This is a genomic window from Sphingomonas sp. ABOLE (assembly GCF_003950455.1).
GTDB classification, from domain to species: Bacteria; Pseudomonadota; Alphaproteobacteria; order Sphingomonadales; family Sphingomonadaceae; genus Sphingomonas; species Sphingomonas trueperi.
Map to the genome: position 1 here is coordinate 117,466 of NZ_QQWY01000001.1, position 25,037 is coordinate 142,502.

General features: G+C 68.3%; 27 protein-coding genes. 14 read left to right on the forward strand and 13 right to left on the reverse strand.

All coding sequences use genetic code 11. From position 1 onward, the window contains the following. Nucleotides 1-9: 9 nt before the first annotated feature. From CA234_RS00580 to CA234_RS00590, 3 genes are read left to right on the forward strand one after another with little or no spacing between them, the layout of a single operon-like run. Nucleotides 10-795, forward strand: coding sequence for a 3-hydroxybutyrate dehydrogenase (locus CA234_RS00580; RefSeq protein ID WP_125975987.1), 786 nt, complete (start codon nucleotides 10-12; stop codon nucleotides 793-795). Further along, nucleotides 792-1,418: a DUF4893 domain-containing protein gene (locus CA234_RS00585; protein ID WP_125975985.1), complete on the forward strand. Its 627-nt coding sequence runs from the start codon at nucleotides 792-794 to the stop codon at nucleotides 1,416-1,418. The genes CA234_RS00580 and CA234_RS00585 overlap by 4 nt, the downstream gene beginning before the upstream one ends. A 52-nt stretch (nucleotides 1,419-1,470) precedes the next feature. Then, entirely contained in the window at nucleotides 1,471-2,784 is a 1,314-nt protein-coding gene (locus CA234_RS00590) for an amidohydrolase (protein ID WP_126000631.1), read from the forward strand. Between the two features lie 211 nt (nucleotides 2,785-2,995). Here the strand turns inward: CA234_RS00590 and CA234_RS00595 are convergent, their stop codons facing one another. From CA234_RS00595 to CA234_RS00625, 8 genes are all read right to left on the reverse strand, one after another. Beyond that, complete coding sequence (locus CA234_RS00595) at nucleotides 2,996-3,634, reverse strand: hypothetical protein (RefSeq protein WP_125975981.1); 639 nt, start codon at nucleotides 3,632-3,634, stop codon at nucleotides 2,996-2,998. Nucleotides 3,635-3,740: 106 nt separating this feature from the next. Continuing rightward, a complete protein-coding gene (locus CA234_RS00600; RefSeq protein ID WP_125975979.1) occupies nucleotides 3,741-4,373 on the reverse strand; it encodes an SURF1 family protein in 633 nt (210 codons plus the stop codon). A 1-nt stretch (nucleotide 4,374) separates the two neighbouring features. Beyond that, entirely contained in the window at nucleotides 4,375-4,776 is a 402-nt protein-coding gene (locus CA234_RS00605) for a DUF983 domain-containing protein (RefSeq protein ID WP_241213118.1), read from the reverse strand. Between the two features lies 1 nt (nucleotide 4,777). After that, nucleotides 4,778-5,662 (reverse strand): cytochrome c oxidase subunit 3, encoded by an 885-nt coding sequence (locus tag CA234_RS00610; RefSeq protein WP_125975975.1) that lies wholly within the window; start codon nucleotides 5,660-5,662, stop codon nucleotides 4,778-4,780. Between the two features lie 36 nt (nucleotides 5,663-5,698). Next, nucleotides 5,699-6,238 (reverse strand): cytochrome c oxidase assembly protein, encoded by a 540-nt coding sequence (locus CA234_RS00615; RefSeq protein ID WP_126000632.1) that lies wholly within the window; start codon nucleotides 6,236-6,238, stop codon nucleotides 5,699-5,701. After that, complete coding sequence (locus CA234_RS24200) at nucleotides 6,235-6,405, reverse strand: hypothetical protein (RefSeq protein ID WP_164521665.1); 171 nt, start codon at nucleotides 6,403-6,405, stop codon at nucleotides 6,235-6,237. The genes CA234_RS00615 and CA234_RS24200 overlap by 4 nt, the downstream gene beginning before the upstream one ends. Next, nucleotides 6,402-7,307, reverse strand: coding sequence for a heme o synthase (locus CA234_RS00620; RefSeq protein ID WP_125975971.1), 906 nt, complete (start codon nucleotides 7,305-7,307; stop codon nucleotides 6,402-6,404). Before CA234_RS00620 ends, CA234_RS24200 begins: the two co-directional genes overlap by 4 nt. A gap of 40 nt (nucleotides 7,308-7,347) precedes the next feature. Further along, nucleotides 7,348-7,632 (reverse strand): hypothetical protein, encoded by a 285-nt coding sequence (locus tag CA234_RS00625; RefSeq protein WP_121072049.1) that lies wholly within the window; start codon nucleotides 7,630-7,632, stop codon nucleotides 7,348-7,350. A gap of 231 nt (nucleotides 7,633-7,863) precedes the next feature. On the opposite strand from CA234_RS00625, the gene CA234_RS00630 reads away from it, so the two are divergent. Then, nucleotides 7,864-9,945, forward strand: a complete 2,082-nt coding sequence (locus CA234_RS00630) for a TonB-dependent siderophore receptor (protein WP_125975969.1) — start codon at nucleotides 7,864-7,866, stop codon at nucleotides 9,943-9,945. A gap of 58 nt (nucleotides 9,946-10,003) precedes the next feature. Here the strand turns inward: CA234_RS00630 and ctaD are convergent, their stop codons facing one another. Further along, complete coding sequence (gene ctaD / locus CA234_RS00635; RefSeq protein WP_121072043.1) at nucleotides 10,004-11,662, reverse strand: cytochrome c oxidase subunit I; 1,659 nt, start codon at nucleotides 11,660-11,662, stop codon at nucleotides 10,004-10,006. A 3-nt stretch (nucleotides 11,663-11,665) separates the two neighbouring features. After that, nucleotides 11,666-12,778 carry a cytochrome c oxidase subunit II gene (gene coxB, locus CA234_RS00640; RefSeq protein WP_126000633.1) on the reverse strand — a complete coding sequence of 371 codons (1,113 nt, stop codon included), beginning with the start codon at nucleotides 12,776-12,778 and terminating at the stop codon, nucleotides 11,666-11,668. Between the two features lie 171 nt (nucleotides 12,779-12,949). Here coxB and pyrE point away from each other — a divergent pair, with 171 nt between their 5' ends. The 7 genes from pyrE (at nucleotide 12,950) to CA234_RS00675 (ending at nucleotide 19,540) form a co-directional block, all read left to right on the forward strand. Beyond that, nucleotides 12,950-13,534 carry an orotate phosphoribosyltransferase gene (gene pyrE, locus CA234_RS00645; RefSeq protein ID WP_125975965.1) on the forward strand — a complete coding sequence of 195 codons (585 nt, stop codon included), beginning with the start codon at nucleotides 12,950-12,952 and terminating at the stop codon, nucleotides 13,532-13,534. Next, nucleotides 13,531-14,259: a pyridoxine 5'-phosphate synthase gene (locus CA234_RS00650; RefSeq protein ID WP_125975963.1), complete on the forward strand. Its 729-nt coding sequence runs from the start codon at nucleotides 13,531-13,533 to the stop codon at nucleotides 14,257-14,259. Before pyrE ends, CA234_RS00650 begins: the two co-directional genes overlap by 4 nt. Nucleotides 14,260-14,437: 178 nt before the next feature. Beyond that, nucleotides 14,438-14,851, forward strand: a complete 414-nt coding sequence (gene acpS / locus CA234_RS00655) for a holo-ACP synthase (protein WP_125975961.1) — start codon at nucleotides 14,438-14,440, stop codon at nucleotides 14,849-14,851. Beyond that, nucleotides 14,851-15,741 (forward strand): signal peptidase I, encoded by an 891-nt coding sequence (lepB, locus tag CA234_RS00660; RefSeq protein ID WP_126000634.1) that lies wholly within the window; start codon nucleotides 14,851-14,853, stop codon nucleotides 15,739-15,741. The genes acpS and lepB overlap by 1 nt, the downstream gene beginning before the upstream one ends. Then, the gene (locus CA234_RS00665; protein ID WP_125975956.1) at nucleotides 15,738-16,835 is read left to right on the forward strand and encodes an AI-2E family transporter; all 1,098 of its coding nucleotides are present in this window, start codon (nucleotides 15,738-15,740) and stop codon (nucleotides 16,833-16,835) included. Before lepB ends, CA234_RS00665 begins: the two co-directional genes overlap by 4 nt. Nucleotides 16,836-16,839: 4 nt before the next feature. Beyond that, nucleotides 16,840-17,481 (forward strand): maleylacetoacetate isomerase, encoded by a 642-nt coding sequence (maiA, locus tag CA234_RS00670; RefSeq protein ID WP_126000635.1) that lies wholly within the window; start codon nucleotides 16,840-16,842, stop codon nucleotides 17,479-17,481. Then, nucleotides 17,474-19,540: a TonB-dependent receptor gene (locus tag CA234_RS00675; RefSeq protein ID WP_126000636.1), complete on the forward strand. Its 2,067-nt coding sequence runs from the start codon at nucleotides 17,474-17,476 to the stop codon at nucleotides 19,538-19,540. The genes maiA and CA234_RS00675 overlap by 8 nt, the downstream gene beginning before the upstream one ends. Here the strand turns inward: CA234_RS00675 and CA234_RS00680 are convergent. Together CA234_RS00680 and CA234_RS00685 are read right to left on the reverse strand one after the other, a co-directional pair. After that, nucleotides 19,525-20,619, reverse strand: coding sequence for a glycosyltransferase (locus CA234_RS00680; RefSeq protein ID WP_126000637.1), 1,095 nt, complete (start codon nucleotides 20,617-20,619; stop codon nucleotides 19,525-19,527). The two genes, CA234_RS00675 and CA234_RS00680, sit on opposite strands and share 16 nt — an antisense overlap. Beyond that, on the reverse strand, nucleotides 20,620-20,820 hold the full coding sequence (locus tag CA234_RS00685) for a hypothetical protein (protein WP_125975947.1): 201 nt from the start codon (nucleotides 20,818-20,820) through the stop codon (nucleotides 20,620-20,622). Between CA234_RS00685 and CA234_RS00690 the strand changes: the two genes are divergently transcribed. Genes CA234_RS00690 through CA234_RS00700 form a run of 3 tightly spaced genes read left to right on the forward strand, consistent with a single transcriptional unit; the run spans nucleotide 20,807 to nucleotide 23,459 of the window. Next, nucleotides 20,807-21,733, forward strand: coding sequence for a hypothetical protein (locus tag CA234_RS00690; RefSeq protein WP_241213119.1), 927 nt, complete (start codon nucleotides 20,807-20,809; stop codon nucleotides 21,731-21,733). The genes CA234_RS00685 and CA234_RS00690 overlap by 14 nt on opposite strands. Next, complete coding sequence (locus CA234_RS00695; protein WP_125975944.1) at nucleotides 21,730-22,248, forward strand: DUF2141 domain-containing protein; 519 nt, start codon at nucleotides 21,730-21,732, stop codon at nucleotides 22,246-22,248. Before CA234_RS00690 ends, CA234_RS00695 begins: the two co-directional genes overlap by 4 nt. A gap of 8 nt (nucleotides 22,249-22,256) precedes the next feature. Then, nucleotides 22,257-23,459, forward strand: a complete 1,203-nt coding sequence (locus CA234_RS00700; protein ID WP_126000638.1) for a glycosyltransferase — start codon at nucleotides 22,257-22,259, stop codon at nucleotides 23,457-23,459. Here CA234_RS00700 and CA234_RS00705 read toward each other — a convergent pair. Next, complete coding sequence (locus tag CA234_RS00705) at nucleotides 23,393-24,943, reverse strand: hypothetical protein (protein ID WP_126000639.1); 1,551 nt, start codon at nucleotides 24,941-24,943, stop codon at nucleotides 23,393-23,395. The two genes, CA234_RS00700 and CA234_RS00705, sit on opposite strands and share 67 nt — an antisense overlap. Nucleotides 24,944-25,037: the final 94 nt, after the last annotated feature.

The following is a 25,037-nucleotide window of genomic DNA, read 5'->3' on the forward strand; positions in this document are numbered from 1 at the left end:
AGTATGCCGATGTTCCTCAAGGGCAAGTCCGCGATCGTCACCGGGTCCACGTCGGGCATCGGCCTCGCCTATGCGAAGGCGCTGGCGGCCGAGGGCGCGAATGTGCTGATCAACGGCTTCGGCGACGCGGCGGCGATCGAGAAGGAGCGCGCGGCACTTGCGGAGACCAGCGGCGGCAAGGCGCTGTACGACGCCGCCGACATGACCAAGCCCGACCAGATCGCGGCGATGGTCGCGCGGGCCGAGGCGGAGTTCGGCGCGGTCGACATCGTCATCTCCAACGCCGGCATCCAGCATGTCGCGCCGATCGACGAATTCCCGCTGGAGAAGTGGGACGCGATCCTCGCGATCAATCTCAGCTCGACCTTCCACCTGATGCGCGCGGCGATCCCGGGCATGAAGCAGCGCAAATGGGGCCGGATCATCTCCACCGCCAGCGCGCACAGCCTGGTCGCCAGCCCCAACAAGTCGGCCTATGTCACTGCCAAGCATGGCCTGGCCGGCCTCACCAAGACGGCGGCGCTGGAAGTGGCGACCCACGGCATCACGGTGAACTGCATCTCGCCGGGCTATGTCTGGACGCCGCTGGTCGAGAACCAGATCCCCGACACGATGAAGACGCGGGGCCTGACCCGCGAGCAGGTGATCAACGACGTGCTGCTCGATGCCCAGCCGACCAAGCAGTTCGTGCTGCCCGAGCAGGTGGCCGCGCTGGCCCTGTTCCTGTGCCGCGACGAAGCCGCGCAGATCACCGGCGCGAACTATTCGATCGACGGCGGCTGGACTGCCGAATGATGGTGCGCACCCTGGTCGCCTTGGGGCTGGGCGCGGCGCTGGCCGGCTGCAGCGTCTATCACGAGGCGACCTCGCCGGGGATGGACACGCGCCTCCCCTGGCGCCGGATCGCGACCGACACGGATCGCACCAAGCTGCGCAACTGGCGCAAGGCGTGGAGCGAGGCGCTGCCGCTCGCCCGCGCCGCCGACGTGAAGCTGATCGAGGGCGACCCTGCGCTGTTCGATCCCGATCGGGCGCTGGACACGGCGATGCCGCCGGCCGGCGCCTATCGCTGCCGCACCATCAAGCTGGGCGGCGGCGGCACCGCGGTGACCGCGATCGTCACCTATGATTGGCGGCCTTGCCCGATCACCGCGGATGGCGACCTGCGGCACTTCCGCATCGAGGGGGGCTTGCAGCGGCCCGAGGGCAATTTCTTCCCCGACGTGACCGCCCGCGTGACCTTTCTCGGCACGCTGGAAGTGGGCGACGACAGCGCACCGCTTCGCTACGGGCTCGACAACAAGCGCAACCTGATCGGCTATGGCGAGCGGATCGGCGACCAGCGCTGGCGGCTGGTGATCCCCTATCCGGCGTTCGAATCGAAGGTCGACGTGATCGAGATCGTTCCCGCGGTTTGACAGGCGGGCGGCCAGGCGTGACACTCGGGTCCATGACCGCAAAGGGGGCCCGATGTTCACGTCTTTCCTGCTGGCCGGGGCAATGAGCCTCGGCACGCCCGCCGCTGCTGCCGCCGATCCGGTGCGCGACGCCACGGCCAGGGCGATGCAGCAGCTGATGGCGCTCTACCGCGACCTCCACGCCCATCCCGAACTCAGCCTGCACGAGGTGCAGACCGCCGCCAAGCTCGCCGCCGCCGCGCGCGAGGCGGGCTATGAGGTGACCGAGAAGGTCGGCGGCACCGGCGTGGTCGCGGTGCTGCGCAACGGACCCGGCCCCGTCGTGCTGATCCGCGCCGACATGGACGGGCTGCCGGTGGTGGAGAATACCGGGCTGCCCTTCGCCTCCAAGGTCCGCGCGACCACCGACGAGGGGATCGAGAGCGGCGTGATGCACGCCTGCGGGCACGACACCCACATGGCGAGCTGGGTCGGCACGCTGCGCAACCTCGCGGCGATGAAGGATCGCTGGCACGGCACCGTGGTAATGATCGCCCAGCCCGCCGAGGAGCGCGGGCGCGGCGCCAAGGCGATGCTCGACGACGGGCTGTTCACCCGCTTTCCCAAGCCGGGCTACGCGATCGCCTTCCACGACAGCGCCAGCCTGCCCGCCGGGCAGATCGGGGTGACACCCGGCTATGCGCTGGCAAACGTCGACTCGGTCGACATCGTGGTGAAGGGCGTAGGCGGCCACGGCGCCTATCCGCACACGACCCGCGACCCGATCGTGCTCGCCGCGCGGATCGTCACCACGCTGCAGACCCTGGTCAGCCGCGAGATGGATCCGCAGCAGCCGGCGGTGGTGACCGTCGGCGCGATCCATGGCGGATCGAAGCACAACATCATCGGCAACGACGTGACGATGCTGCTCACCGTGCGCAGCTTCACCCCCGAATCGCGCCAGCAGCTGCTCGACGGGATCGCGCGCATCGCCAAGGGCGAGGCGATCGCGGCCGGCGTGCCGGAGGACCGGATGCCGGTGGTGACGGTGAAGGACGAATATACCCCGGCCACCTTCAACACCCAACCGCTCGCGGGGCGGCTGCAGGGGCTGTTCACCACGCGCTTCGGCAAGGACCGGGTGGTCGAGACCAAGGCAGTGATGGGCGGCGAGGATTTCAGCCGCTACTGGCTCGCCGACAAGAGCATCCAGAGCACGATCTTCTGGGTGGGCGGCGTGCCCCAGGCGAAGTGGGACGCTGCGCAGGGCGGCAAGGCGATGCTGCCCTCGCTCCACAGCGCCGAATGGGCTCCCGATGCCGAGGCGGTGGTCAGCACCGCGACCGAGGCACTGACCGCGGCGGCGCTGGATATCCTGCAGCGGTAGCGGGCGGGAAGGTCTGGTGTCGTTATGCGGTCAGTTTCCGCTGCGGCCGAGCGCTCTCGCCAGTGCCCCGAAGATCGTCATCCCGGCGAAAGCCGGGGTCCATCCGCCTCTCGGCCGCTGCAAGAGCTTCAGGCGAGACCCCAATGGGCCCCGGCTTTCGCCGGGGTGACGGTTTGGGAGTAGCGATGGCTATTATCAGTGCGGCCTGGCATCAAAGCTTGCCGAACACCGCTTCATAGCCCGCCCTATCGCCCTCGGCGAGGAAGCGGGCCTGGTCGATCCAGCGGTCGCGGGTCATGCGGCCCTGGAAGCTGCCGAGCTGGGCGTCGAGCGCCTTGGCGCCGGCCTCGTCGAGCGCGGCGAGCTGGGCGAAACGGGTGATGCCGAGTTCGTTGAGCCGTGCGGCCAGCTTGGGGCCGACGCCCTTCAGCCGGGTGAGATCGTCACCGCCCGCTGCGGGCGCCGCTTCCACAGGTGCGGGCGCGACAGGCGCCGGTTGGGCATTGGTATCCGCCGCGAGCGCCGCCGATGGGGCCGCGATCGGCGCGGCGGCCGCAATCGGCTCGTCGGCGAGCGGGCCGGGCGCGGGCATGGGTGCCGGCACTTCGGGCGCGCTGGTCGTCACCGAGGGAGGCTCGATCGGCTTGGCCGGATCGACGACTTCGAGCTCGCCGCGCTCGTCCAGTTCCTCGCGGGCCTTGCGGCGGCGGATCGCCAGACGCGTGCCCCAGATCAGGATGAACACCGCCAGCGCCGCGCCCAGCGCGATGAGGACGAACGACGTGGTCAGCCAGCCCGTCTCGGCGGTAGCGGCGACCGCGCCATAGCCCTGGGAAACCTGATCGTTCATGCGTGCCGCTCCAAGGTTCGCTTGCCTTGCCCTTCCCTTAGCGTGCGGTGCGGCCGCGTCCACCCATCTGCGCGGCGGGACGCACGCTGCAGAGGATAGCCGGGCGTTAGCGGATTCGCGGCTCGGGCGCGCCGCGGGCGCGCAGGCGCAGTGCCAGGACGTAGATGATGATCGCCACGCCGGCGAACAGGAACCATTGCACCGCATAGGCGAGGTGGTTGTTGGGCACGCTGGCGATGTCGGGCGGGGCGCTCGGCTCCAGCCCCGGCGCTGCCTGGTCGGAGACCAGCATCAGCGGCTGGGGTGCGGAATCGAAGATGCCGGCGATCAGCGGGCGGTGGTCCGGCGCGCGGGTGAGGGTGCCGCTCACCACCCCGCCGGGCCAGTGCGGGCGGAACATCGGGTCGCGGGTCACTCCCATGTCGACCAGCAATGTCGCGTCGGCATGGGTGCGGCAGGTGGCGATCTGCCGCCAGCCCTGCAGGCCCTGGACCCCCCGCCCGCCCTGGCGCGCCCAGCGGGTGACCGACTGGCAGGCAGAACGGGCATGGCGGAACAGCAGCGAGGCATCGGCCGCGCCGCTCTCGATCGTGATCGTCGGCTGCATCGTGTTGGCGGCGAACACCGCCAGCGCGCTCTCCTTCTGCGCCCGCCGGTCGAGCTGCCAGAAGCCGAGCGCGATCATCGCCGCGACGGCGAGGCCGACTAGCAGGGTAGGGATCAGGGGCACGCCGCGCATGTCAGTCCTCGGCGATTCGGCCCTCATGGGCCCGGTTGCGAAATTCGAGCGCGAGCAGCAGCCCCTTGGCCACGCGCAGCGATCCCACCACCATCGCCAGCGTGACCGGCGGCCAGAGCAGCAGATGGACCCAGACGGGCGGGGAGAAGCTGAACTCCACCCATAGCGCCAGGATCGTCACCAGCGCGCCGATGCCGAGGGTGAGGAACACCACCGGCCCGTCGCCGACGTTGAACTTCGTGAAATCGAGCCCGCAGGCGGAACAACGCTCGGAAAAGGCGGTGAAGCTGCGGAACAGCGTCCTGGCGCCGCAGCGCGGGCAGCAGCCGTAGAGGCCCGATGCGATCGGGGGCGGCAACGCAACGCTGCCGCCCCCTGTGGGATCGGGTGTCGGTGCGGCCACGTCAGCCGGCGTGGACCGGCGCGCCCCAACCGCCCCAGACATAGATCGACGCGAACAGGAACAGCCAGACGACGTCGACGAAGTGCCAGTACCAAGCCGCCGCCTCGAAGCCGAAATGCTGGCGGGGGGTGAAGTCGCCGCGATAGGCGCGCACCAGGTTCACGACCAGGAAGATCGTGCCGACGATCACGTGGAAGCCGTGGAAGCCCGTCGCCATGAAGAAGGCGCCGCCATAGCTGGAGCCGCCCTCGCTCGCCGCCTTGAAGGGGAAGGGGGCCTCCATATACTCGTACGCCTGGAGGCAGCTGAAGATGAAGCCGAGCACCACGGTGAGCCACAGGCCCTTCTTCACCGTGTCGTTCTCGCCCACGCCGATCAGGCCCCACAGCCCGCGCAGTTCGCCGCCGCGCTCGTTGTGGATCAGGCCGTGATGCGCCCAGGTGACGGTGCAGCCCGAGCAGAGCAGGATCAGCGTGTTGAGCAGCGGGAACTGCCAGGCATCGAGCACCTCCATGCCCTTGGGCGGCCAGGTGCCGCCGACTGCCTCAACCGTGGAGGGGAAGAGCGCGAAATCGAACCAGGCCCAGAACCAGCCGACGAAGAACATCACTTCGGAGGCGATGAACAGGATCATGCCGTAGCGCAGATGGAGCTGGACGATCGGGGTGTGATCGCCGGCATGCGCCTCCTGGATCACCTTGCCCCACCAGCCGAACATGGTGAGCAGCACCAGCAGGAAGCCGGTGGTCAGCACCAGCGTTCCGTTCGCCATCTTGTGCATCCACATCACGGCGCCCGAGGCGAGGACCAGCCCGCCCAGCGAGCCCAGCAGCGGCCAGATGCTCGGCGGCAGGATATGATACTGGTGGTTCTTTGCTCCAGCCATGGGCGTATCCCAATCCTCTCTCTATTTTGCGCGATGCTAGCTTGGTGTCTTCGGCGAATCCACTGGATAAAATGTATAGGACAAGGTGATCTCCTCGACGTCGCGCGCGTCGGGATCGTTGAGAATCTTCGGGTCGACGAAGAAGATCACCGGCATGCGGACGGTCTCGCCCGGCTGCAGCGTCTGCTGGGTGAAGCAGAAGCACTGGATCTTGGTGAAATATTTGCCGACCTGTGCCGGCGTGACGTTGAACGTCGCGGTGCCGGTAAGCGGCCGGTTGGAGGTGTTGGTGGCGGTGAAGAAGGCCATGTCGCGGCCGCCGATGTCGATTGTGTCCTCGCGCCGCTCGGGCGCGAACTTCCACGACAGCTTGGGGCTGACATTGCTGTCGAACGCCACCGTAATCTTCTGCCCCGTGGCGCCGGGTGCGCGCAGGCCGCGCTGGGTGGTGCCGTTGAGCCCGGTCGCCTCGCAGAACATCCGGTAGAGCGGCACCGCGGCAAAGCCCAGCCCGGTCATGCCGCACACCAGCACGGCACCCATCAGGCCGACGCGCAGGTTGCGGCTGATCCTCATCCGCCGTGCCCGAGCTGCATCTTCACGATCGAGATCGCGAACACCAGCACGACGAAGCCGCCGAGCAGCAGCGCCATCACCCGGGCGCGCGATCGCTGGCGCGCGCGGATCAGCTCCAGTTCCGATGCCGGCATGTCGTTACCATCCTCTCCGCGGGAATCGTTCATCCGATCCACCTGTCGATCACGAGCGCACCAAATAGCACGAACAGATACAATATCGAGAATTTGAACAGCCGCTTTTCCGGGATCATACGGTCTTCCGGTTCGGTGCGGCGGGTGGCGACCTGGATCGCCATGGCGAGGAAGATGCCGGACATCACCGCGGCGGTGAGGCCATAGACCATGCCGCTCAGCCCCAGCGGCCAGGGCGCGGCGGCGGCGGCGATCATCGGCAGGGTGTAGAGGCCGATCTGGATGCGCGTGGTGCGCTCGCCGGAGACGACCGGGAGCATCGGCACGCCGGCATTGGCGTAATCGGTCTTCACGAACAGCGCGAGCGCCCAGAAATGCGGCGGCGTCCACAGGAAGATCAGCGCGAACAGCAGTACCGGCAGCGTCGCGACATTGCCCGTCGCCGCCGCCCAGCCGATCAGCGGCGGGAAGGCGCCGGCCGCGCCGCCGATCACGATGTTCTGCGGCGTCCGGCGCTTGAGCCAGATCGTGTAGACGAACACGTAGAACAGGATCGAGACGGCGAGGATCAGCGTCGCGACGAGGTTGATCGCGACATACATCAGCACCAGGCTGAACACCGCGAGCCCCACGCCGAAATGCAGCGCCGACTGGCGGTCCATCCGGCCCGCGGGTAGCGGGCGCCCTTGCGTCCGCTTCATCTTGGCGTCGAGATCGGCCTCGTACCATTGGTTGAGCGCGCCCGCGGCACCGGCACCGAGCGCAATGCACAGGATCGCGGTGAAGCCGAGCACCGGGTGGATCGGCACGGGTGCTGCGAGCATGCCGCACAGCCCGGTGAAGACGACCAGCGTCATCACCCGGGGCTTGGTGAGGGCAAGGAAATCGCGCCAATCGGCGGGCAGTGCGGGATTGGCGTTGGTCACGGACATCATCGTTCCCGATATACGGCGCGCGCCCGGCGGGCGAAAGAGGTCAGCCGAGTCGCTTGGCGTTGGCCCGCACCTTGCGGCGATAATGCCGCAGCGTCTTGCTCGCCTGCGCCTCGGGCGTGCTGCCCAGCCGGCCGGTGGCGGCGGCGACCTGAAGCTCCCAGGCGGCCTGCATCTTCTCGGCGACCATGCGCTGTGCCTCGGCCGTCGCGCCGGGGCCGCCGGCAGCAAGCTTGGTCAGCCGCATCCCGATCACGGTCGAGGCCTCGATGCCCAGCATCCAGCTGTCGAGGCCGATCTTCATCCAGTCGGCATAGGGGCTGCGCATCGACGTCTCCAAAATACTACCGGACCAACGAGCAAACGCGCGAGCGACGCGTCCGGGGGCGTCGTGCAGGATAGCGGATAGAAGTTACCGAAACCGCTGATGCGCCCATCGTCGCGGCGAGGCCAGCCGATTCGGTGCCGGTGTGCCGCGTGGTGACACATGCTATTGCAACTGATTATTAATACGCCTATGCGGCCGCCCAACGAGAATATCTGCATCGGGGCGCATCCAATGAACCTATCCTCCCTTCGCCGGCACAGCATCCTGCTGGCCGCGTTGGCCAGCGGCGTCGCCATGCCCGCGGCGGCGCAGGCGTTGCAGGGAGAGGACGATATCGTCGTCACCGGGCGCACCGCCAATGCCAGCATCCTCGGTGCCGACGTGCCCGCCTTCACCTATCCCCAATCGGTCCGCGTGCTCGATCGCGATCTGATCGATGCGGTCAACCCGACGCGACTCGGCGATCTCTTCGATCTTTCCGGCGGCGTCGCGCGGCAGAATGATTTCGGCGGGCTCTGGGACAAGGTGTCGATCCGCGGCTTTGCCGGCGACGAGAATGCCGGGCCGGATATCCGCATCAATCGCTTCAGCAGCAATTTCGGCTTCAACGCGCCGATCGACGCGGCGACGATCGAGCGCGTCGAGGTGCTCAAGGGCGCCACCGCGGCGCTGTCGGGCATCGGCGAGCCGGGCGGGGCGATCAACCTCGTCACCAAGGCGCCGCTCGATCGCTTCCAGGGCAGCGCCGATCTGAGCGCGGGCAGCTGGAACAGCTGGCGGACGAGCGCCGACGTGACCGGGCCGCTCGCCCAGGGGCTCTCGGCCCGACTGATCGGCGTGGCGGAGGGGCATGACAGCTTCCGCGACCATGTCGACGGCTCGCGCCGGCTGATCGCGCCGTCGCTCGCCTGGGCGCCGGCGGCGGGGCTGCGGCTGCTCTACCAGGCCGAATATATGCGCAACACCAGCGTGCTGGACCGCGGCATCGTCGCGGTAGGTGGCAATGCGCGGGCGATGGACCGCCGCACCTTTCTCGGTGAGCCCGGCGACGGGCACATCGTGCAGAACGGCTTCTGGCAGCAGGGCAGCCTGTTCGCCGACCTGACCAAGGACGTACGGCTCGAGCTGGGTGCCAGCCAGCGCGACGGATCGCTGCGCGGCTTCGGCACGATGGTCGATTTCGGCCCCCGAGGCCTGCAGGCGGACGGGCGCACCGCCGGGCGCGACCGGCGCTATCACGATTTTGCCTGGAACGACCTGTCGCTCCGCGCGGAGCTGGCTGCCAAGATTACGCTGTTCGGCATGACGCATGATCTGCGAGTCGGCGCCGACCGCGTCCGCTACCATATCGACTTCGTGCTGAACCGCGCCCGCGGCACGCCGACCCGGCCGCTGCTGCCGATCGATCTGTTCGATCCCGTTTATGCCACCACCGCGCTGCCGGTGCCGCCGCCCTTCGCCAGCCGCGACAGCCGCTTCCGCAGCGAGAGCGTCTATGCGCAGGACCTGATCGGGGCGGGGCCGTTCACGCTGCTGCTCGGCGCGCGGTGGAACAGCTTCCGCGAGTCCGTGATCAACCGGCTGACCAATCGCCGCTTCGAGACGGTCGACAAGGGGGTGACGCCGCGCGCGGCGCTGACCTGGCGGGCGAGTGACGCGATCGCGCTCTACGCCAGCTGGGGCGAATCGCTGCGGCTCAACCCGTCGGACGGCACGACCAGCTTCGACGGCGAGCGCAGCCAGTCGATCGAGGGCGGGGTGAAGTTCGCGCTGTTCGGCCAACGGCTGACCGGCCAGGCGGCGCTGTTCGACATGATCAAGCGCAACGTGCTCAATCCCAATGCGGTCGATCCGTTCGTCAAGACGCAGATCGGGCGCCAGCGCTCGCGCGGGGGCGAACTCGAGCTCAACTGGAAGGTGGCGAACGACCTGCTCGTCACCGGCACCTACACCCATCTCGATGCCAAGGTGCGCAACGATGCCAATACCGCGCTGATCGGCACCGCGCTCAGCAACGTGCCGAGCGACATGGGCAGCCTGTTCGTGCAGAAGACGCTGGGGCCGGTGGCGCTGGGCGGCGGGGTGACGCATGTCGGCGCGCGGGCGGGGGATCCGTTTGGAACCAGCTATCGATTGCCCGCCTATACGATCGCGCGGGCCAATCTGAGCGTCGCGGTGAACGACCATCTCACGTTGCGGGCGGATGTCGATAACCTGTTCGATGCGTATTACATCGCCAGTTCCTACGCGAATGTGTGGACCACGCCCGGCGCACCCCGCAGCTTCCGGGTGACGGCGTCGACGCGGTTCTGACCAAAGAAAAAGCCCCGGAGGTTTCCCCCGGGGCTTTTGTCGTTCGGCTGCGGCCGGATCAGTCGATCTTGGGCAGCGTCTCGAACTGGTGGAAGGGTGGGGGGCTCGACAGCGTCCATTCGAGCGTGGTCGCGCCTTCGCCCCAGGGATTGGCTTCCGCCTTCTTGCCCGCGAGCAGCGAGTAGATGACGTTGACGAAGAACACCGCCATGCCCGCCGCCATGATCATGTAGCCGACGGTCGCCGTGTGGTTCCAATAGGCATATTGGTCGGTATAGTCGGGGATGCGGCGCGGCATACCCTGCAGGCCCAGGAAGTGCATCGGGAAGAACAGCAGGTTCACGCCGGCGAAGAACACCCAGAAGTGGATCTGGCCGAGCAGCTCGCTGTACATCTTGCCCGTCATCTTCGGGAACCAGTAATAGAAGCCCGCGAACAGGCTGAACACCGCGCCCAGCGACAGCACATAGTGGAAGTGGGCGACGACGTAATAGGTGTCCTGCATATAGTCGTCGACGCCGCCATTGGCGAGGACGACGCCGGTCACGCCGCCGACGGTGAACATGAAGATGAAGCCGATCGCCCAGACCATCGGAGTCTTGAAGCTGATCGACCCGCCCCACATCGTCGCGATCCAGGAGAAGATCTTCACGCCGGTTGGCACCGCGATCACCATGGTCGCGGCGGTGAAGTACATCTTCACCTGCACCGGCAGGCCGGTGGTGAACATGTGGTGCGCCCAGACGACGAAGCCGACCAGGCCGATCGCCACCATCGCATAGGCCATGCCGAGATACCCGAACACCGGCTTGCGGCTGAACGTCGCGATGATGTGGCTGATGATTCCGAAGCCCGGCAGGATCATGATGTACACTTCGGGGTGGCCGAAGAACCAGAACAGGTGCTGGTAGAGCACCGGATCGCCGCCGTACTGCGGATCGTAGAAAGCGGTGCCGAAGTTGCGATCGGTGATCAGCATGGTGATCGCCGCCGCCAGCACCGGCAGCGCCAGCAGCAGCAGGAAGGCGGTGACCAGCACCGACCAGGCGAACAGCGGCATCTTGTGCAGTGTCATGCCCGGCGCGCGCATGTTGAAGATCGTCGTGATGAAGTTGATCGCGCCGAGGATCGACGCCGCGCCCGCAAGGTGGAGCGAGAAGATCGCGAAATCGACCGACGGCCCCGGTTCGCCATAGGTGGAGAGCGGCGCATAGACCGTCCAGCCGGTGCCGGCACCCACCCCGACGAAGGGCGAGAGCATCAGCAGGATGAAGCCCGCCACGGTCAGCCAGAACGAGATGTTGTTCATCCGCGGGAAAGCCATGTCCGGCGCGCCGATCATGATCGGCACGAACCAGTTGCCGAAGCCGCCGATCATCGCCGGCATCACCATGAAGAACACCATGATCAGGCCGTGCGCGGTGATCAGCACGTTCCAGAAGTGCATCGCCTCGTCGAACGTGCCTTCGCCGTGCAGCTTGGCGACCCACCAGGGCAGGTACTGGATGCCCGGCTGCATCAGCTCGGCGCGCATGATGCCCGAGATCGCGCCGCCGATGATCCCCGCGAAGATCGCGAAGATCAGGTAGAGCGTGCCGATGTCCTTGTGGTTGGTCGACATGAACCAGCGCGCGAAGAAGCTCGGCTTGTGATCGGCGTCATGGTCGCCATGCGCATGGTCGTGCGCGGCGGAATAGGGGAGCGCGGTATCGGTCATGGCTCAGTTGCCCGTGTTGCCGGCGCCGGCGGGGTTCGCGGTCGCAGGCTGGTTGGACGGTGCCGGCGTGGCGGTGGCGTCGACGGTGGGTGCGTTCTCCATCGCGCCGTTGGCGGTGGCGTCGGTCGCATCGTTGCCCATGGCGGTGGTGCTCGCCGGCTCGGCCGCGGCGCCCGGCATGGTGCCGCCCTTCGAGGCGACCCATTGCGCGAACTTGGCCGGGCTCACCGCCTCCACGGCAATCGGCATATAGGCGTGGCGCGCGCCGCACAGTTCGGAGCACTGGCCGAAATACACGCCTTCCTTCTGGATAATGAAGCTCGTCTCGTTGAGGCGCCCGGGGATCGCGTCGAGCTTGATCCAGAAGGCGGGGACCGCCCAGCTATGGATCACGTCGGTCGCGGTCGTCACGAGCCGAATCGGTACGCCGACCGGCAGCACCACGCGCTGGTCGGTGGCGAGCAGGCGGGGGCCGTCGGCATCGGTGCGATAGCGCTGATCCTTGCCGACCTGCCCCTCTTCCTTGAGCATGTTGGCGGTCAGCTGGATGTTGCCGTTATCCGGATATTCGTACGACCAGAACCACTGGTTACCGATCGCCTTGAGCGTCACTGCGTTCTTCGGCGCGGGCTTGAACTGCGCGGCGAGCAGCTTGATCGACGGGATCGCGATCGCGACCAGGATCAGCACCGGCGCCAGCGTCCAGACGATCTCGATCGCGGTATTGTGGCTGGTGCGCGAGGGCGTCGGGTTGGCCGCCCGGCGATAGCGGATGATCACCCACACCAGCAGCAGCAGCACGAAGATCGAGATGATCGTGATCAGCGGCAGCAGGATCACGTTGTGGAACCAGTGTGCTTCCTGGCCGGTGGGGGTCACCTGCTGCTGGAGCGAGAAGGCCTTGTCGACCGGCTCGCCGACACCGGGCACGGCGGTGTGCAGCGGCTTGCCGGCAGCATCGAGCGTAGGGTCGGCAACCTTGGGGGCGGGTGCGGCAGGCGCTGCAGCGGCGGCCGGCGATGCGGCAGGGGCCGGGGCGGCGGGTTGCGCCAGTCCCGGAGAAGCGAAGGCCAGCCCGGTGGCCAGCAGGATCGTCGGTACCAAGAAACTGCGCATAATGGTGTTGTCACCCCTCTCCAGGAACGCACAACCGGGGCATCCTAGCGGCCCTTTGAACCAAAGGTATAGCTGGGAAAAGGCCATGCTCAACCTTTTTCGCGTGCGGTTGCGGTAGCAGCCCCCGCCACTTAAAGGATCGTTCCACCGTTGACTTCAGGAGCCCAGACATTGACCGGAGACGCCATCCTCGACGAATTTCGCGACGCAGGTGCGTTGCTTGAGGGGCATTTTATCCTGTCTTCGGGTTTGCGCTCTCCCGTATTTCTCCAGAAGATGCGGATCTTCGAGGATCCGGTCCGCACCGAGCGGGTGTGCGGCGCGCTCGGCAAGCTGATTCGCGAGACCTTCGGCGAGGTCGACATCGTCGTCTCGCCCGCGATCGGCGGCATCATCCCCGGCTATGAGACGGCGCGCGCGCTCGGCTGCAAGGCAGTGTTCGTCGAGCGCGAGGACGGCGAGTTCCAGCTGCGCCGCAGCTTCGAGATCCCCGAAGGCGCGCGGGTGGTGATGGTGGAGGACATCGTCACCACCGGGCTCTCCTCGCGCGAGTGCATCGCGGCGATCCGCAAGCATCCCGGCACGCTGGTGGGTGCGGCCTGCATCGTCGATCGCTCGAACGGCAAGGCCGATGTCGGCGTGCCGCTGATTTCGCTGACCAAGCTCGACGTGCCGGCCTATCCGGCGGACCAGCTGCCCCCCGAGCTGGCGGCGATCCCGGCGGTCAAGCCCGGGAGCCGGGCGATCACCGCATGACCGGCAGGCTGCGCCTCGGGGTCAATATTGACCATGTCGCGACCGTGCGAAACGCGCGCGGCAGCGGCTATCCCGATCCCGTGCGCGCGGCGCTGCTCGCGGCCGAGGCGGGGGCGGATGGGATCACCGCGCACCTGCGCGAGGATCGCCGGCACATCACCGACGGCGACATCGCCCGGCTGGCGACCGAACTCACCGTGCCGCTCAACCTGGAAATGGCCGCGACCGAGGAAATGCTGGCGATCGCGCTGAAGCACCGTCCGCACGCCGTGTGCATCGTGCCCGAGAAGCGCGAGGAGCGGACGACCGAGGGCGGGCTGGATGCCGCCGGTATGTTCGACCTGCTCGCGCCGATGGTCGCCAGGCTGCGCGACAATGGCAGCCGTGTGTCGCTGTTCATCGAGCCCGAGGCGCGCCAGATCGACGCGGCGATCAGGCTTGGTGCGCCCGTGGTCGAGCTGCACACCGGCCGCTATGCCGAGCTGGAAGGCGAGGATCTCGCGGTGGAGCTGAAGCGGCTGTCCGACGCGGCGGCGCTGGCCGCGCGCAACGGCATCGAGCCGCATGCGGGGCACGGCCTCACCTTCGACAACGTGGTGCCGATCGCCGCGATCCCGCAGGTGATGGAGCTCAATATCGGCCATTTCCTGATCGGCGAGGCGATCTTCGATGGCCTCGGGCCGGTGGTGCAGCGGATGCGCGCGCTGATGGACTCGGCGCGGTGAGGTTTTCCTTCAATCCTCCCCGGCACGGGGAGGGAGACCACGCCGAAGGCGTGTTGGAGGGGCCGCCGCGCAGCAGCGGTAGATCCTGCGCCTTTCGGGACACCGCGTCTCCGGCGCGGCCCCTCCACCAGTCGCTGCGCGAATGGTCCCCCTCCCCGTGCCGGGGAGGAAGTTTGCCGTGATCCTCGGTCTCGGCTCCGACCTCTGCAACATCGAGCGGATCCGCAATTCGCTCGATCGCTACGGCACGCGCTTCGAGCAGCGCGTGTTCACCGAGGTCGAGCTCGCCAAGGCCGCCAAGCGCCCGCACAATTACGCGCCCACCCTCGCCAAGCGCTTTGCGGCCAAGGAGGCATTTTCCAAGGCGGTCGGAACCGGGTTCAGCCGGGGCGTGTTCATGAAGGATATCGGCGTGGTTAATGCACCGTCTGGCGCACCCACGCTCGCGCTGACTGGCGGGGCCAAGGCGAGACTTGACGCCATGACGCCACCGGGACACGTGGCCAAGGTGCACCTGACGCTTACGGACGACATGCCCTGGGCGTTCGCGATGGTGATGATCGAAGCCGTGCCGGCGGAAAAGGAAATGTAATGGGGGCGGACGAACTGGCGTTGAGCAGCAAGCGGAGCGAGCGACGCCAGAGCGCTACACGCCAGGGTACCGATTGGTGGGCCGAACTGCGCGGCCTCGTTTGGCTGGTGCTGGGGGTGCTCGCCTTCCACAGCCTGATCGCCAAGCCCTTCTACATCCCCTCGGAATCGATGCTGCCCACGCTGCGGGTGGGGGACCAGCTGATCGTCAGCAAATATCCCTACGGCTATTCCTTCGTCACGCCGACCTTTCATCTGCTGCCGCCGATCCCCGGGCGCATCCTCGGCCGGCTGCCGGCGCGCGGCGACATCGTCATCGTCACCCCGCCGCAGCACAGCACCGACTATATCAAGCGCGTGATCGGCCTGCCCGGCGACACCATTGCCGTGCGCGACGGAAGCGTCTGGCTGAACGGCAAGCCGGTCCCGCGCGAGGCGCTGGGCGAGCGGCTGGTGCCGATCGACGGCAACACCCGCTGCGATCCCGATCCCGAGCGCGGCGGATCGATCTTCTACGAGGGCCGCCGCGTCGTCCACCAGGGCAAGGCCTATTGCAGCCTGACGCTGTTCCGCGAGACGCTGCCGAACGGCGCCAGCTATGACATCGCCGACCTGGGCGACTCCGCCGGCGACAATTTCCCGCCGACCGTGGTGCCGAAGGACCATGTGTTCCTGATGGGCGACAATCGCGACAACAGTGCCGACAGCCGCTTCAGCCTCGAACAGGGCGGGCTGGGCGGGCCGGTGCCGTGGGAAAATATCGGCGGGCGCGCCGAGTTCATCACTTTTTCGCGCGACGGCTCGTCGACATGGAACCCGCTGACCTGGTTCACGGGTTTCCGCGGCGATCGGTTCGGCATTTCGCTGCACCCTACCCACGAGGAACAATGAGCAACGATCCGCTGGAATCCGCGCACGTCCGCGTCGTGCGCGAGCCGGGCCCGAACGAGTTTCGCGACCCCGCCACCCGCGCCGAATTCAGGAAGGCCACGGTGTGGCTGGGTCTGGCGGTCGGCATCGCGCTGATCGTGCTGCTGGTCCAGCCGCTGCTGATCATCTTCGCGGGGCTGGTCTTCGCCTCGATGCTCGATGGCGGCGCGCGGCTGCTCGGCAAGGTGCTGCCGATCCCGCGCGGCCTGCGCATCGGGCTGGTGCTGCTCCTCGTCTTCGCGTTCTTCGGCCTCGTCTTCTACCGTACGGGCATGCAGATCTCCGAGCAGGCCGAGCAACTACGCACCACGCTGGAGGCGCAGGCCAATCGCGTCGCGCGCTGGGCCTCGGACATGGGGCTGATGCCCGGCCGTTCGGACATCAACGGCATGCTGCGCGAGGCGCTGGGCTCGGTGGGCAAGCTGACCAGCGCGGTCGGCACCGCGATCGGCGCGGTGACCAGCATGGTCATGATCCTGATCCTGGGCCTGTTCATCGCGCTGGAGCCGCGCATCTACGAGCGCGGGCTGCAGTGGATGGTCCCGCTCGACCAGCGCCACGCCTTCGCGCACATGCTGGGCGGCATGGCGACGACGATGCGACGGCTGCTGGCCGGGCGCCTGCTCGGGATGCTGTTCGAAGGCGTGCTGACCTGGATCTTGCTGAGCGTCGCGGGCGTGCCGATGGCGCTGCTGCTCGGCATCATCACCGGCGTGCTGGCGTTCATTCCCAATGTCGGCGCGATCATCTCGGGCGTGCTGATGGCCGCCGTGGGCTTCAGCGCCGGCCAGGAAACCGGCATCTGGGCGATCATCATCTATTTCGCCGTGCAGAATTTCGACGGCTATGTGGTGATTCCGATGGTCGCCAAGCGTACCGTCGACCTGCCGCCGGCGCTGACGCTCTCCTCGCAGATCCTCGCCGGCACGCTGTTCGGCGTGCTCGGGCTGGCGCTGGCCGATCCGATGGTCGCGATGATCAAGGTGGCCCTGGAGAGCAACGCCCGGCTCAACGGCAAGAAGCCGAAGCGCGACGGCGACTCCGAAAAGGACTGAGCCGATGCTCGTGCTGCACGACTATTTCCGCTCCTCGGCGGGGTATCGGGTGCGGATCGCGCTCGCCCTCAAAGGGGTGGAGCATGTGCGGCACGAGGTCCCCTTGCTGGAGAACGCCCAGCGCAGCCCCGCGCATCTCGCGCGCAACCCGCAGGGGCTGGTCCCCGCGCTGGAGGCGGACGGCCGCGTCTTCACCCAGAGCCTGGCGATCCTCGACTGGCTCGACGCGCGCTATCCCGAACCGCGGCTGATCCCGGCCGATCCGGATGCCCGGGCCGACGCGCTGGCGCGGGCGATGGTGATCGGGATGGACGTGCATCCTATCAACAATCTGCGGGTGATGCGCCATCTGGAGCATGGCGTCGGCGCCGATGCCGCGACGCGCTCGGCCTGGACGGCGCACTGGATGGCCGAGGGTTTTTCGGCGCTGGAGGCGATGGTGCGCAACTCCGGCGGCGACGGCCCGTTCCTCGGGGGTGCCGCACCCGACATCTCCGACTGTTTCCTGGTCCCGCAACTGTTCAACGCCCGGCGCTTCGCCGTGCCGCTGGATGCCTATCCCCTGCTGCTGCGCGCCGAAGCGGCGGCCGTTTCCCATCCGGCTTTCGTCGCCGCCCATCCGGATACCGTCGCACCACATGCTTGAAAAACTGGGATGCGCGGTTGCCGCGCTGTGCGTGGCGGCGCCTGCGGTCGCGCAGGATCGTTCGCAGGACGAGATCGTCGTCACTGGCCGCGGGCTCGACGTGCCGCCGGGCGATGCCGCCTATGCCGTGGTGACGATCGACCGCGCCCGGCTGGCCGAGACCGCCAGCAACCGGATCGAGGACGTGCTGGCCGATGTCGCGGGGCTCGCGCAGTTCCGCCGCTCGACCTCCACCTCGGCGCATCCGACCAGCCAGGGGATCACGCTGCGCGGGCTGGGCGGCAATGCCTCGAGCCGCGCGCTGTTGCTGCTCGACGGCGTGCCGCAGACCGATCCGTTCGGTGGCTGGGTGCCGTTCCCGGCCTATATGCCCGGCCGGCTCGCCGGTGTGCGCGTGACGCGCGGTGGTGGCAGCGGCTTTGCCGGCCCCGGAGCGCTGGCGGGCACGGTCGAGCTGGAGAGCGGCAGTCCTACCGAGCTGGGCTCGCTGAACCTTGGTGCTTTCTACGGCAGCCGGAACAGCGTCGACGCCAACGCCGTCGCCGCGGTGCCGGTCAGCGGCGGCTTCTTCACGGTCGCGGGGCAATATGGCCGCAGCGACGGCTTCGTGCCGATCGTGAAGCCCGGCCGTGTCGATCGCGCAGCGCCCTATGAGCAGGCCAGCGTCGCGGTGCGGGGCGTCACCAACATCGGGGGCGGCACCGAACTCCAGACCAATCTCTCCGGCTTCACCGACCAGCGCGACCGCGGCACCGCCTTCACCGGTGTGCTGAGCAAGGGCGCGGACGCCAGCGTGCGCCTCGTCCACCGCGGCAACGGGCAGAAGGGCGAATGGGGCTGGTCCGCGCTCGCATATCTCCAGGTCCGCCAATTCGAGAGCGGTTTCGCCAGCATCTCCGCCGCGCGCGACACGGTAAGCCCCGTCGTGCAGCAGGAAGTGCCCGCGACCGGCATCGGCGGCCGGATCGAAGTCGCCCCGCCGGTGGGCGGGGGCGTTACGCTGCGGCTCGGCGGCGACCTGCGCCGCGTCTCGGGCGAGACCCGCGAACTCTACACCTTCGTCGGCACCAGCCCGACGCGGCGGCGGATCGCCGGCGGCGCGAGCCTCACGACGGGCGGCTTCGCCAATGCCAGCTACACCAGTGGTGGCTGGACGCTCGATGCCGGCGGGCGCCTGGACCATTGGACGATCCATGACGGTAGCCTGTTCGAGGCGCCGCTCGCCGCCGGCCCGGTGCTGACCGACACGCGGTACAGCAACCGCCATGGCTGGGAGCCGACCGGGCGGCTGGGTGCCGCCTATGCGATGGGCCCGGTGACGCTGCGCGCGGCCGGCTATCGCGGCTGGCGGCTGCCGACACTCAACGAACTCTACCGCCCGTTCCGCGCGGGCGCCGACGCCACCGCGGCCAATTCGGGTCTCGATCCCGAGCGGCTATGGGGCGGCGAAGTGGGCGTCGACCTCCGGCCCGTGCCCGACCTCGTCTTCCGCGCGACCGGCTATTTGAACCGGCTCGACGGCGCGATCGCCAACGTCACGCTGTCGCGCGGACCGGGGACCTTCCCCGGCGTCGGCTTCGTCTCGGCGGCGGGGGCCTATCGCCAGCGACAGAATCTCGAAGCGGTCGAGGCCAAAGGTATCGAACTGGACGGCCACTGGACGCTCGGCGCCTGGAGTCTCGCCGGTTCCTGGGCCTATGCCGACAGCCGCGTCCATGCCTCCGGCGCAGCCACGTCGCTCGACGGGCTGCGCCCGGCGCAGACCCCGCGCTTTCAGGGATCGGCGACGCTCGCCTGGCGCGCGGCGCTGGCCAATGCGTCGGTGACGGCGCGTTATGCCGGGGCCCGGTTCGAGGACGACCAGAACAGTGCCGAGCTCGATTCGGCCTGGACCGTCGATGCGACGCTGGGCGTGCCGGTCACCCGCGCGCTGCGGATCGAAGGCCGCGCCGAGAATCTGTTCGATGCCGAAGTGCAGGCGGGGATCAGCGGCGGCAACGTCATCGAGCGCGCGACGCCGCGTACGCTGTGGATCGGCCTGCGCTACGCGATGCGCTGACGGGCGAGCCGGCTGAACAGCGCGAGATAGTCGCCGACGGGATCACCTTCGTCGGCGCGAGGGGCTGGACGGGCCCGGCCGGGCACGAGCCAATGGTCGAGCGCCGCGACCAGCGCATCGCCATCCTCGCGCGGAACCACGGTGCCGAGCGCCGGCGAGTCGATAAGTTCGCGCACCGCCACGCTCGCCTCGGTCGCGACCACCGGCGTGCCCTGCGACAGTGCCTCGCGGACCACGCCGGGCACGCCTTCATAATCCGAGGTCAGCGCCGCCACGGTGGCGTGCTTCAATGCCGGGAGCGGATCGCTGACATGGCCGGGCATCGTCACCCGGTCGGCGAGGCCGAGCCGCGCCACCTGCGCCTCCAGCGGCGCACGCGCGCTGCCTTCGCCGAGCAGCAGCAGCCGGATCTCCGGATCGGCGAGCCGCGGCAGCGCATCGATCAGCCGGTCCCAGCGCTTCTGCGCCTCCAGCCGGCCGACGCCGACGATGTAGCGTGCGTCCGGCAGCGCGATCGGCGCGGCATCGGCGATGCGCTCGGCTGGCGGGTTGGCGATCACGCTCACCCGATCCGCGGGCAGGGCCATCTTCGCCATCGCCTCGCGCGCCATCGCCGGGGTCATCGCCACGACGTGATCGAGGAACCGGGGGTGCCAGCGGAGCCAGCGGTTATAGCCCCACGCGACCATCCGCCACATCTCGTGCCGCACCAGCGCATTCGACACCTTGGCGATGATCGGCGGGCAGTCGCGGCCGAGGCGGAGGCGGATCATCGCGGCGGCGGCGGTGTAGTAGTTGCCCGGGCAGAACACCACGTCGGGATCGACCTTGCGGACGACGCCGGGCAGCCGCATCAGGATCGGATAATGCGGGCTGCCCAGCTCGATCAGCTCGATGCCGGCGGGGAGTTCGGCTGCCAGCGGCCCCTCGCACGCCCCCAGCACCAGCGTTACCCGATGTCCCCGTTCGCGCCACCCCGCCGTCATGCGCAGCAGCGCACGTTCGACGCCGCCGCCCTGCAGAGTCTCTGCGAACGCCAGGATGTGGAGCGGCGTGGAGGGGGGGGAGTGGTACAGCATCTACTTGCGGTTTGCCTTTCTAAAGCCCAAATCGCTGCCGGAATAAACCGCAATGTGTTGGGAAAGCCTAGCGTCGCGCGACGCGACCCGGATGGGGAAGCCGTCGAAACGCGGGAAGTGAGTGAATGTTTCGGTCTTGTCGGTGGCGCTTTTGAATGGATTGAACAGGCAGGCTGGGGAGGCTTCGGTGAACACGCGCATGGCCGAAGCCGCGATTCCGGCTGCACCCGATCTTGGCGGCCTCGAGCCCGTCGAGAAGATCAAGCGTCGCTGGCCGATGTGGCTGGGCGCGGGTCTCACGCTGCTGATGGTGGCGGGGCTGGCGCGCGAGCTGTTCGGCGGCGGGCTGACCGGGCTGGCGCGGGCGATGCCCACCAACCCGCTCTTCTACCTCGTCTTCGTGCTCTATTATCTCGGCTCGCCGACCTTCGACTACATCATCTTCCGTAAGCTGTGGCGGATCCCGATTGACGGGATGATCGCGCTGCACAAGAAGCGGATCGCGAACGAAGTGCTGCTCGGCTATTCGGGCGAGGCCTATTTCTACGCCTGGGCACGGCAGCGCACCCAGATGGTCGCGGCCCCCTTCGGCGCGGTGAAGGACGTGACGATCCTCTCGGCCATCGCCGGCAACGCGATGACGCTGGCGGTGGTGGCGATGGCACTGCCCTTCGGCATCGACCTGCTGAAGCCCGCCGAGTTCAACACGCTGATGGGCTCGGTCGCGCTGATCTTCGCGATGTCGCTGCCGTTCCTGATCTTTTCCAAGCGGGTCTTCTCGCTGCCGCGCGGCGCGCTGTGGTGGGTGTTCGGGATCCACTGCATCCGCATCATCACCAGTTCGGTGCTGATCGCCTTCGCCTGGCATTTCGCGATGCCGCAGGTCTCGATCGGCATCTGGCTGCTGCTGTCGGCGGGCCGCCTGCTCGCCTGGCGCCTGCCGCTGGTGCCGAACAAGGAACTGCTGTTCGCCAGCTTCGCGATCATGATCATCGGCCAGGGCGAGGCCTTGTCCGAACTGATGGCGCTGATCGCCGGCCTTTCGCTGGCCGCGCACATGGTCCTGATCGCGGGCTTCGGCCTGCACGCTTTGCTCACGAGGAAAACCGCATGACGCGCACCGCCCTTCTGGCCGCGACACTGCTTGCCGCTGCCGCCGCGCATCCGGCCACCGCGCAGACGCTGGGCGAGGACGCCGGCGCCTGCACCAGCGGCCGCGGCCCCGCCATCCAGGCCGAGATCACCGGCCTCAAGGACCGCAGCGGCAGGTTGAAGCTGGAACTGTATCCGGCGACCGAGGAGGACTTCCTCAAGGACGACCGGGATCTGGCCAAGGAGGGCAAGACCTTCCGCCGCATCTGGGCGAACACGCCGCCCTCGGGCCCGGTGATCCTGTGCATCCGCGTGCCGGCGCCCGGCGAATATGCGGTGCTGTTCACCCATGACCGCGACGGCAAGAACAAGTTCAACTTCTGGTCGGACGGCGCCGGCTTCCCGTCCAACCAGCGTCTGGGCCGCAGCCGTCCCAAATTGCGGCAGGCGATGGTGCGCGTCGGGAACGGAGTGACTACGGTGAACATTCGGGCGCAGTATCTGCGCGGCCTGGGAGGGTTCAGCCCGCTCGATTGAGGACCAGCATGCGCATCGTCGACGTCAACGAGTTCTACTCTCCCACCGGCGGCGGCGTACGCACTTATCTCGATCGCAAGATGGGCCTGATGGCCGATCTGGGGCACGAGCTGATCGTCGTGGCGCCCGGTGCGGAAAATGCAGTGGAGGAGCGCCCCGGCGGCGGCGCGATCCACTGGATCAAGGCCCCGCCGCTGCTGCTCGATCGCAATTACCGCATCTTCGTCAAGGACGAGCCGGTCTGGGCCGCGCTCGATCGGCTCAAGCCCGACATCGTCGAGAACAGCTCGCCCTGGCTCCCTGCCTGGACGGTGGGGCGGTGGCAGGGCGATGCGCTCAAGGTCTATTTCGCGCATGGCGACCTGGTCGGCACCTATCCGCAGCGCTGGCTCGACAATGTCGCGACCCCGCTCCAGGTCGAGCAGGCGTTCGGTTGGTACACCAAGTATATGGCGCGGTTCCTGGCGCACTATGACGCGTTCGTGACCAACGGTCCCGCGCTTGCCAAAAGGTTCGAACGGCGCGGGCTCAAGGTCGATGCCTCGGTGCCGCTGGGGATCGACCGGGGCTGGTTCTCCCCCGATCTGCGCGACGAGAAGCTGCGGGTGTCGCTGCTCGCGCAACTGGGCCTGCCGCCCGAGGGGCATTTGCTGCTCGGGCTCGGGCGCCAGCACAAGGAGAAGCGCTGGCCGCTGGTGATCGAGGCGGTGGAGGCTGCCGCGAACGACCTGCCGGTGGGGCTGATGCTGCTCGGCGACGGGCCGCAGCGCTCGCAGCTCGAGGCGCTGATCGCCGACAGCCCGCACATCCGCATCTTCCGCCCGGTCTATGATCGGTTGCGGCTCTCGCGCATCATCGCGAGTTGCGATGCGCTGATCCACGGTTCCGATGCCGAGCCGTTCGGGCTGGTCGCCTGGGAGGCGCTCGCCTCGGGCCTGCCGCTGATCGGACCGGACGAGGGCGGGTTTGCCGAGATTGCCGAGCCGCCCTTTGCCGAGACCTATGCGGCGCGCGACACGCTGTCGGCGGCGGATGCGATCCGCCGGCTGTTCGCGCGCGACCAGACGATCCTGCGCCATGCCGCGCGCGTGGGCGCCGCCAAGGTGCGCAGCGACGCCGATCACGCCGCCGCGCTGATGGACTATTATGCCGGCTTGCTGGCCGCCCGGCGCGGCGGTGCGGTGGTCGAGGACATCTCGGGCGCGGCATAGACGGTGGTCGGCACGGTGCCCATCCAATAGGTGCCGCGCGACGCATAGCCGAGGCGGTGGAGATAGCGCTGCACATGCGCGCGCACCGCCAGCCGCTCGCCGCGGAACGGCGTGCGCATCACCACCACCGCCGGGCGCTGCGCGAAGATGCGGTCGACTTCGGCGATCTGATCCACTCCGAGCGCGCCGTTTTCGCGCTCGCGCGACAAATGGCTGGGGAACAGCCAGGGGCTCAGTGCGCAGCGGCCGGTGGCGCCGTAGAGCATCGAATCACCCGACTGGACGTAGAGGCAGCCCGGCCCCCGGCCGATGGCGTCGGCGATCGTCGCCAGCTGGGCGGCGCTGCCGCGCTTGACTTGGGCGGCGAGCACGCAGATCGTGCCCGCGATCAGGGCCACCGCGAGGAGGACGGGGGCGACGATGCGGCGGCCGATCCGGTCCTGCGCAAAGAAACCGGCGCAGCACAGGCTTCCCGGTACCATCGCCGGCAGCGCATAATGCGGGAACCAGGAGCCGAATACGAGCAGTCCGACCATCGCCGCGACCAGCCAGCCGAGCAGCAGCCCCTCGGCGGCGGAAGGGCCGCCCGCGCGCCGCATCCGCGCCCAGCCGAGGCCGCTCAGCACCAGCAGCGGCGCGAGCGGCACCATCACTTCGAAGAAGGCGCCGACCAGGTCGATGAACGGGTCGCTGCGGCGGTCGAGGATCGAGCCGAAATTGGCATAGGCCCAGGCATCGAAATGGCCGAGCCAGGCATAGGCGCCGGCGGCGAGCAGTGTCGGCAGCATCGCCATGCCGGCATAGCCGAGACCGCGCCGGGCGACATGGTGGAGGTTCGCACCGAGCACCGATTCGCGGCGCAGCAGCCACAGGCCGAGGAACAGGCCCTCGAACAGCACGGTGTACTTCACCTGCAGCGCCAGCCCGATCAGCAGCATCGCGAGCAGGTTGCGCCCGATGCGGACCGGATCGCCATCGCGATCGTCGGCGCGCGGCAGCAGCAGTGCGACCGCACCCATGGTGAGCAGGTTGTAGAAGACCGGCGCCTGACCGCCCTGGCCGTCCGCCACGTTGAGCATCAGGATGTAGAGCAGGGCAGCCGGCAGCGCGCCGGCGCTCCAGCCGACCCGGTCGGCCGTCCGTGCGATCATGCCGGCGGTGAGCACCACGCAGGCGAGCGCCATCAGCTGATAGGTGAGGATGCCCCAGGGCATGCCCAGCGCCGCCGCGGGGGCATAGAGCAGGAACAGTCCGACGGGCTTGCGATCCCAAATGTCGACGAAGGGTAGCGCGCCGTCGAGCAGTCGCTGGGCGGTGACCCAGTAGAATTGCTCGTCGACCGCCACCAGCGGATTGCCGAAGGTGACGGCGCGCACGGCGACCGCCGTCGCCAGCAGCGCCATCCAGCGTGGCAGGGCTGCTGCTGCCGCGGCGAGCCCGGCTTTCGGCTCGGCAATGCCGAGGGAAGCGATACGCGTTGCCATCAGCGGGCGATGCTGCGCGCCAAGGAGGGTGGAGCCGCAGTCATGCGGCGAGGCGACCGGGCGAGGCCCGGCGCGGTTGGGAATGCCTTCACGT

Coding starts and splice junctions, on each gene's coding strand:
- CA234_RS00580 (WP_125975987.1), top strand. CDS start 10: ATGTTCCTCAAGGGCAAGTCCGCGATCGTCACCGGGTCCACGTCGGGC.
- CA234_RS00585 (WP_125975985.1), top strand. CDS start 792: ATGATGGTGCGCACCCTGGTCGCCTTGGGGCTGGGCGCGGCGCTGGCC.
- CA234_RS00590 (WP_126000631.1), top strand. CDS start 1,471: ATGTTCACGTCTTTCCTGCTGGCCGGGGCAATGAGCCTCGGCACGCCC.
- CA234_RS00595 (WP_125975981.1), bottom strand. CDS start 3,634: ATGAACGATCAGGTTTCCCAGGGCTATGGCGCGGTCGCCGCTACCGCC.
- CA234_RS00600 (WP_125975979.1), bottom strand. CDS start 4,373: ATGCGCGGCGTGCCCCTGATCCCTACCCTGCTAGTCGGCCTCGCCGTC.
- CA234_RS00610 (WP_125975975.1), bottom strand. CDS start 5,662: ATGGCTGGAGCAAAGAACCACCAGTATCATATCCTGCCGCCGAGCATC.
- CA234_RS00615 (WP_126000632.1), bottom strand. CDS start 6,238: ATGAGGATCAGCCGCAACCTGCGCGTCGGCCTGATGGGTGCCGTGCTG.
- CA234_RS24200 (WP_164521665.1), bottom strand. CDS start 6,405: ATGAACGATTCCCGCGGAGAGGATGGTAACGACATGCCGGCATCGGAA.
- CA234_RS00620 (WP_125975971.1), bottom strand. CDS start 7,307: ATGATGTCCGTGACCAACGCCAATCCCGCACTGCCCGCCGATTGGCGC.
- CA234_RS00625 (WP_121072049.1), bottom strand. CDS start 7,632: ATGCGCAGCCCCTATGCCGACTGGATGAAGATCGGCCTCGACAGCTGG.
- CA234_RS00630 (WP_125975969.1), top strand. CDS start 7,864: ATGAACCTATCCTCCCTTCGCCGGCACAGCATCCTGCTGGCCGCGTTG.
- ctaD (WP_121072043.1), bottom strand. CDS start 11,662: ATGACCGATACCGCGCTCCCCTATTCCGCCGCGCACGACCATGCGCAT.
- coxB (WP_126000633.1), bottom strand. CDS start 12,778: ATGCGCAGTTTCTTGGTACCGACGATCCTGCTGGCCACCGGGCTGGCC.
- CA234_RS00650 (WP_125975963.1), top strand. CDS start 13,531: ATGACCGGCAGGCTGCGCCTCGGGGTCAATATTGACCATGTCGCGACC.
- lepB (WP_126000634.1), top strand. CDS start 14,851: ATGGGGGCGGACGAACTGGCGTTGAGCAGCAAGCGGAGCGAGCGACGC.
- CA234_RS00665 (WP_125975956.1), top strand. CDS start 15,738: ATGAGCAACGATCCGCTGGAATCCGCGCACGTCCGCGTCGTGCGCGAG.
- maiA (WP_126000635.1), top strand. CDS start 16,840: ATGCTCGTGCTGCACGACTATTTCCGCTCCTCGGCGGGGTATCGGGTG.
- CA234_RS00675 (WP_126000636.1), top strand. CDS start 17,474: ATGCTTGAAAAACTGGGATGCGCGGTTGCCGCGCTGTGCGTGGCGGCG.
- CA234_RS00680 (WP_126000637.1), bottom strand. CDS start 20,619: ATGCTGTACCACTCCCCCCCCTCCACGCCGCTCCACATCCTGGCGTTC.
- CA234_RS00685 (WP_125975947.1), bottom strand. CDS start 20,820: ATGCGCGTGTTCACCGAAGCCTCCCCAGCCTGCCTGTTCAATCCATTC.
- CA234_RS00695 (WP_125975944.1), top strand. CDS start 21,730: ATGACGCGCACCGCCCTTCTGGCCGCGACACTGCTTGCCGCTGCCGCC.
- CA234_RS00700 (WP_126000638.1), top strand. CDS start 22,257: ATGCGCATCGTCGACGTCAACGAGTTCTACTCTCCCACCGGCGGCGGC.
- CA234_RS00705 (WP_126000639.1), bottom strand. CDS start 24,943: ATGGCAACGCGTATCGCTTCCCTCGGCATTGCCGAGCCGAAAGCCGGG.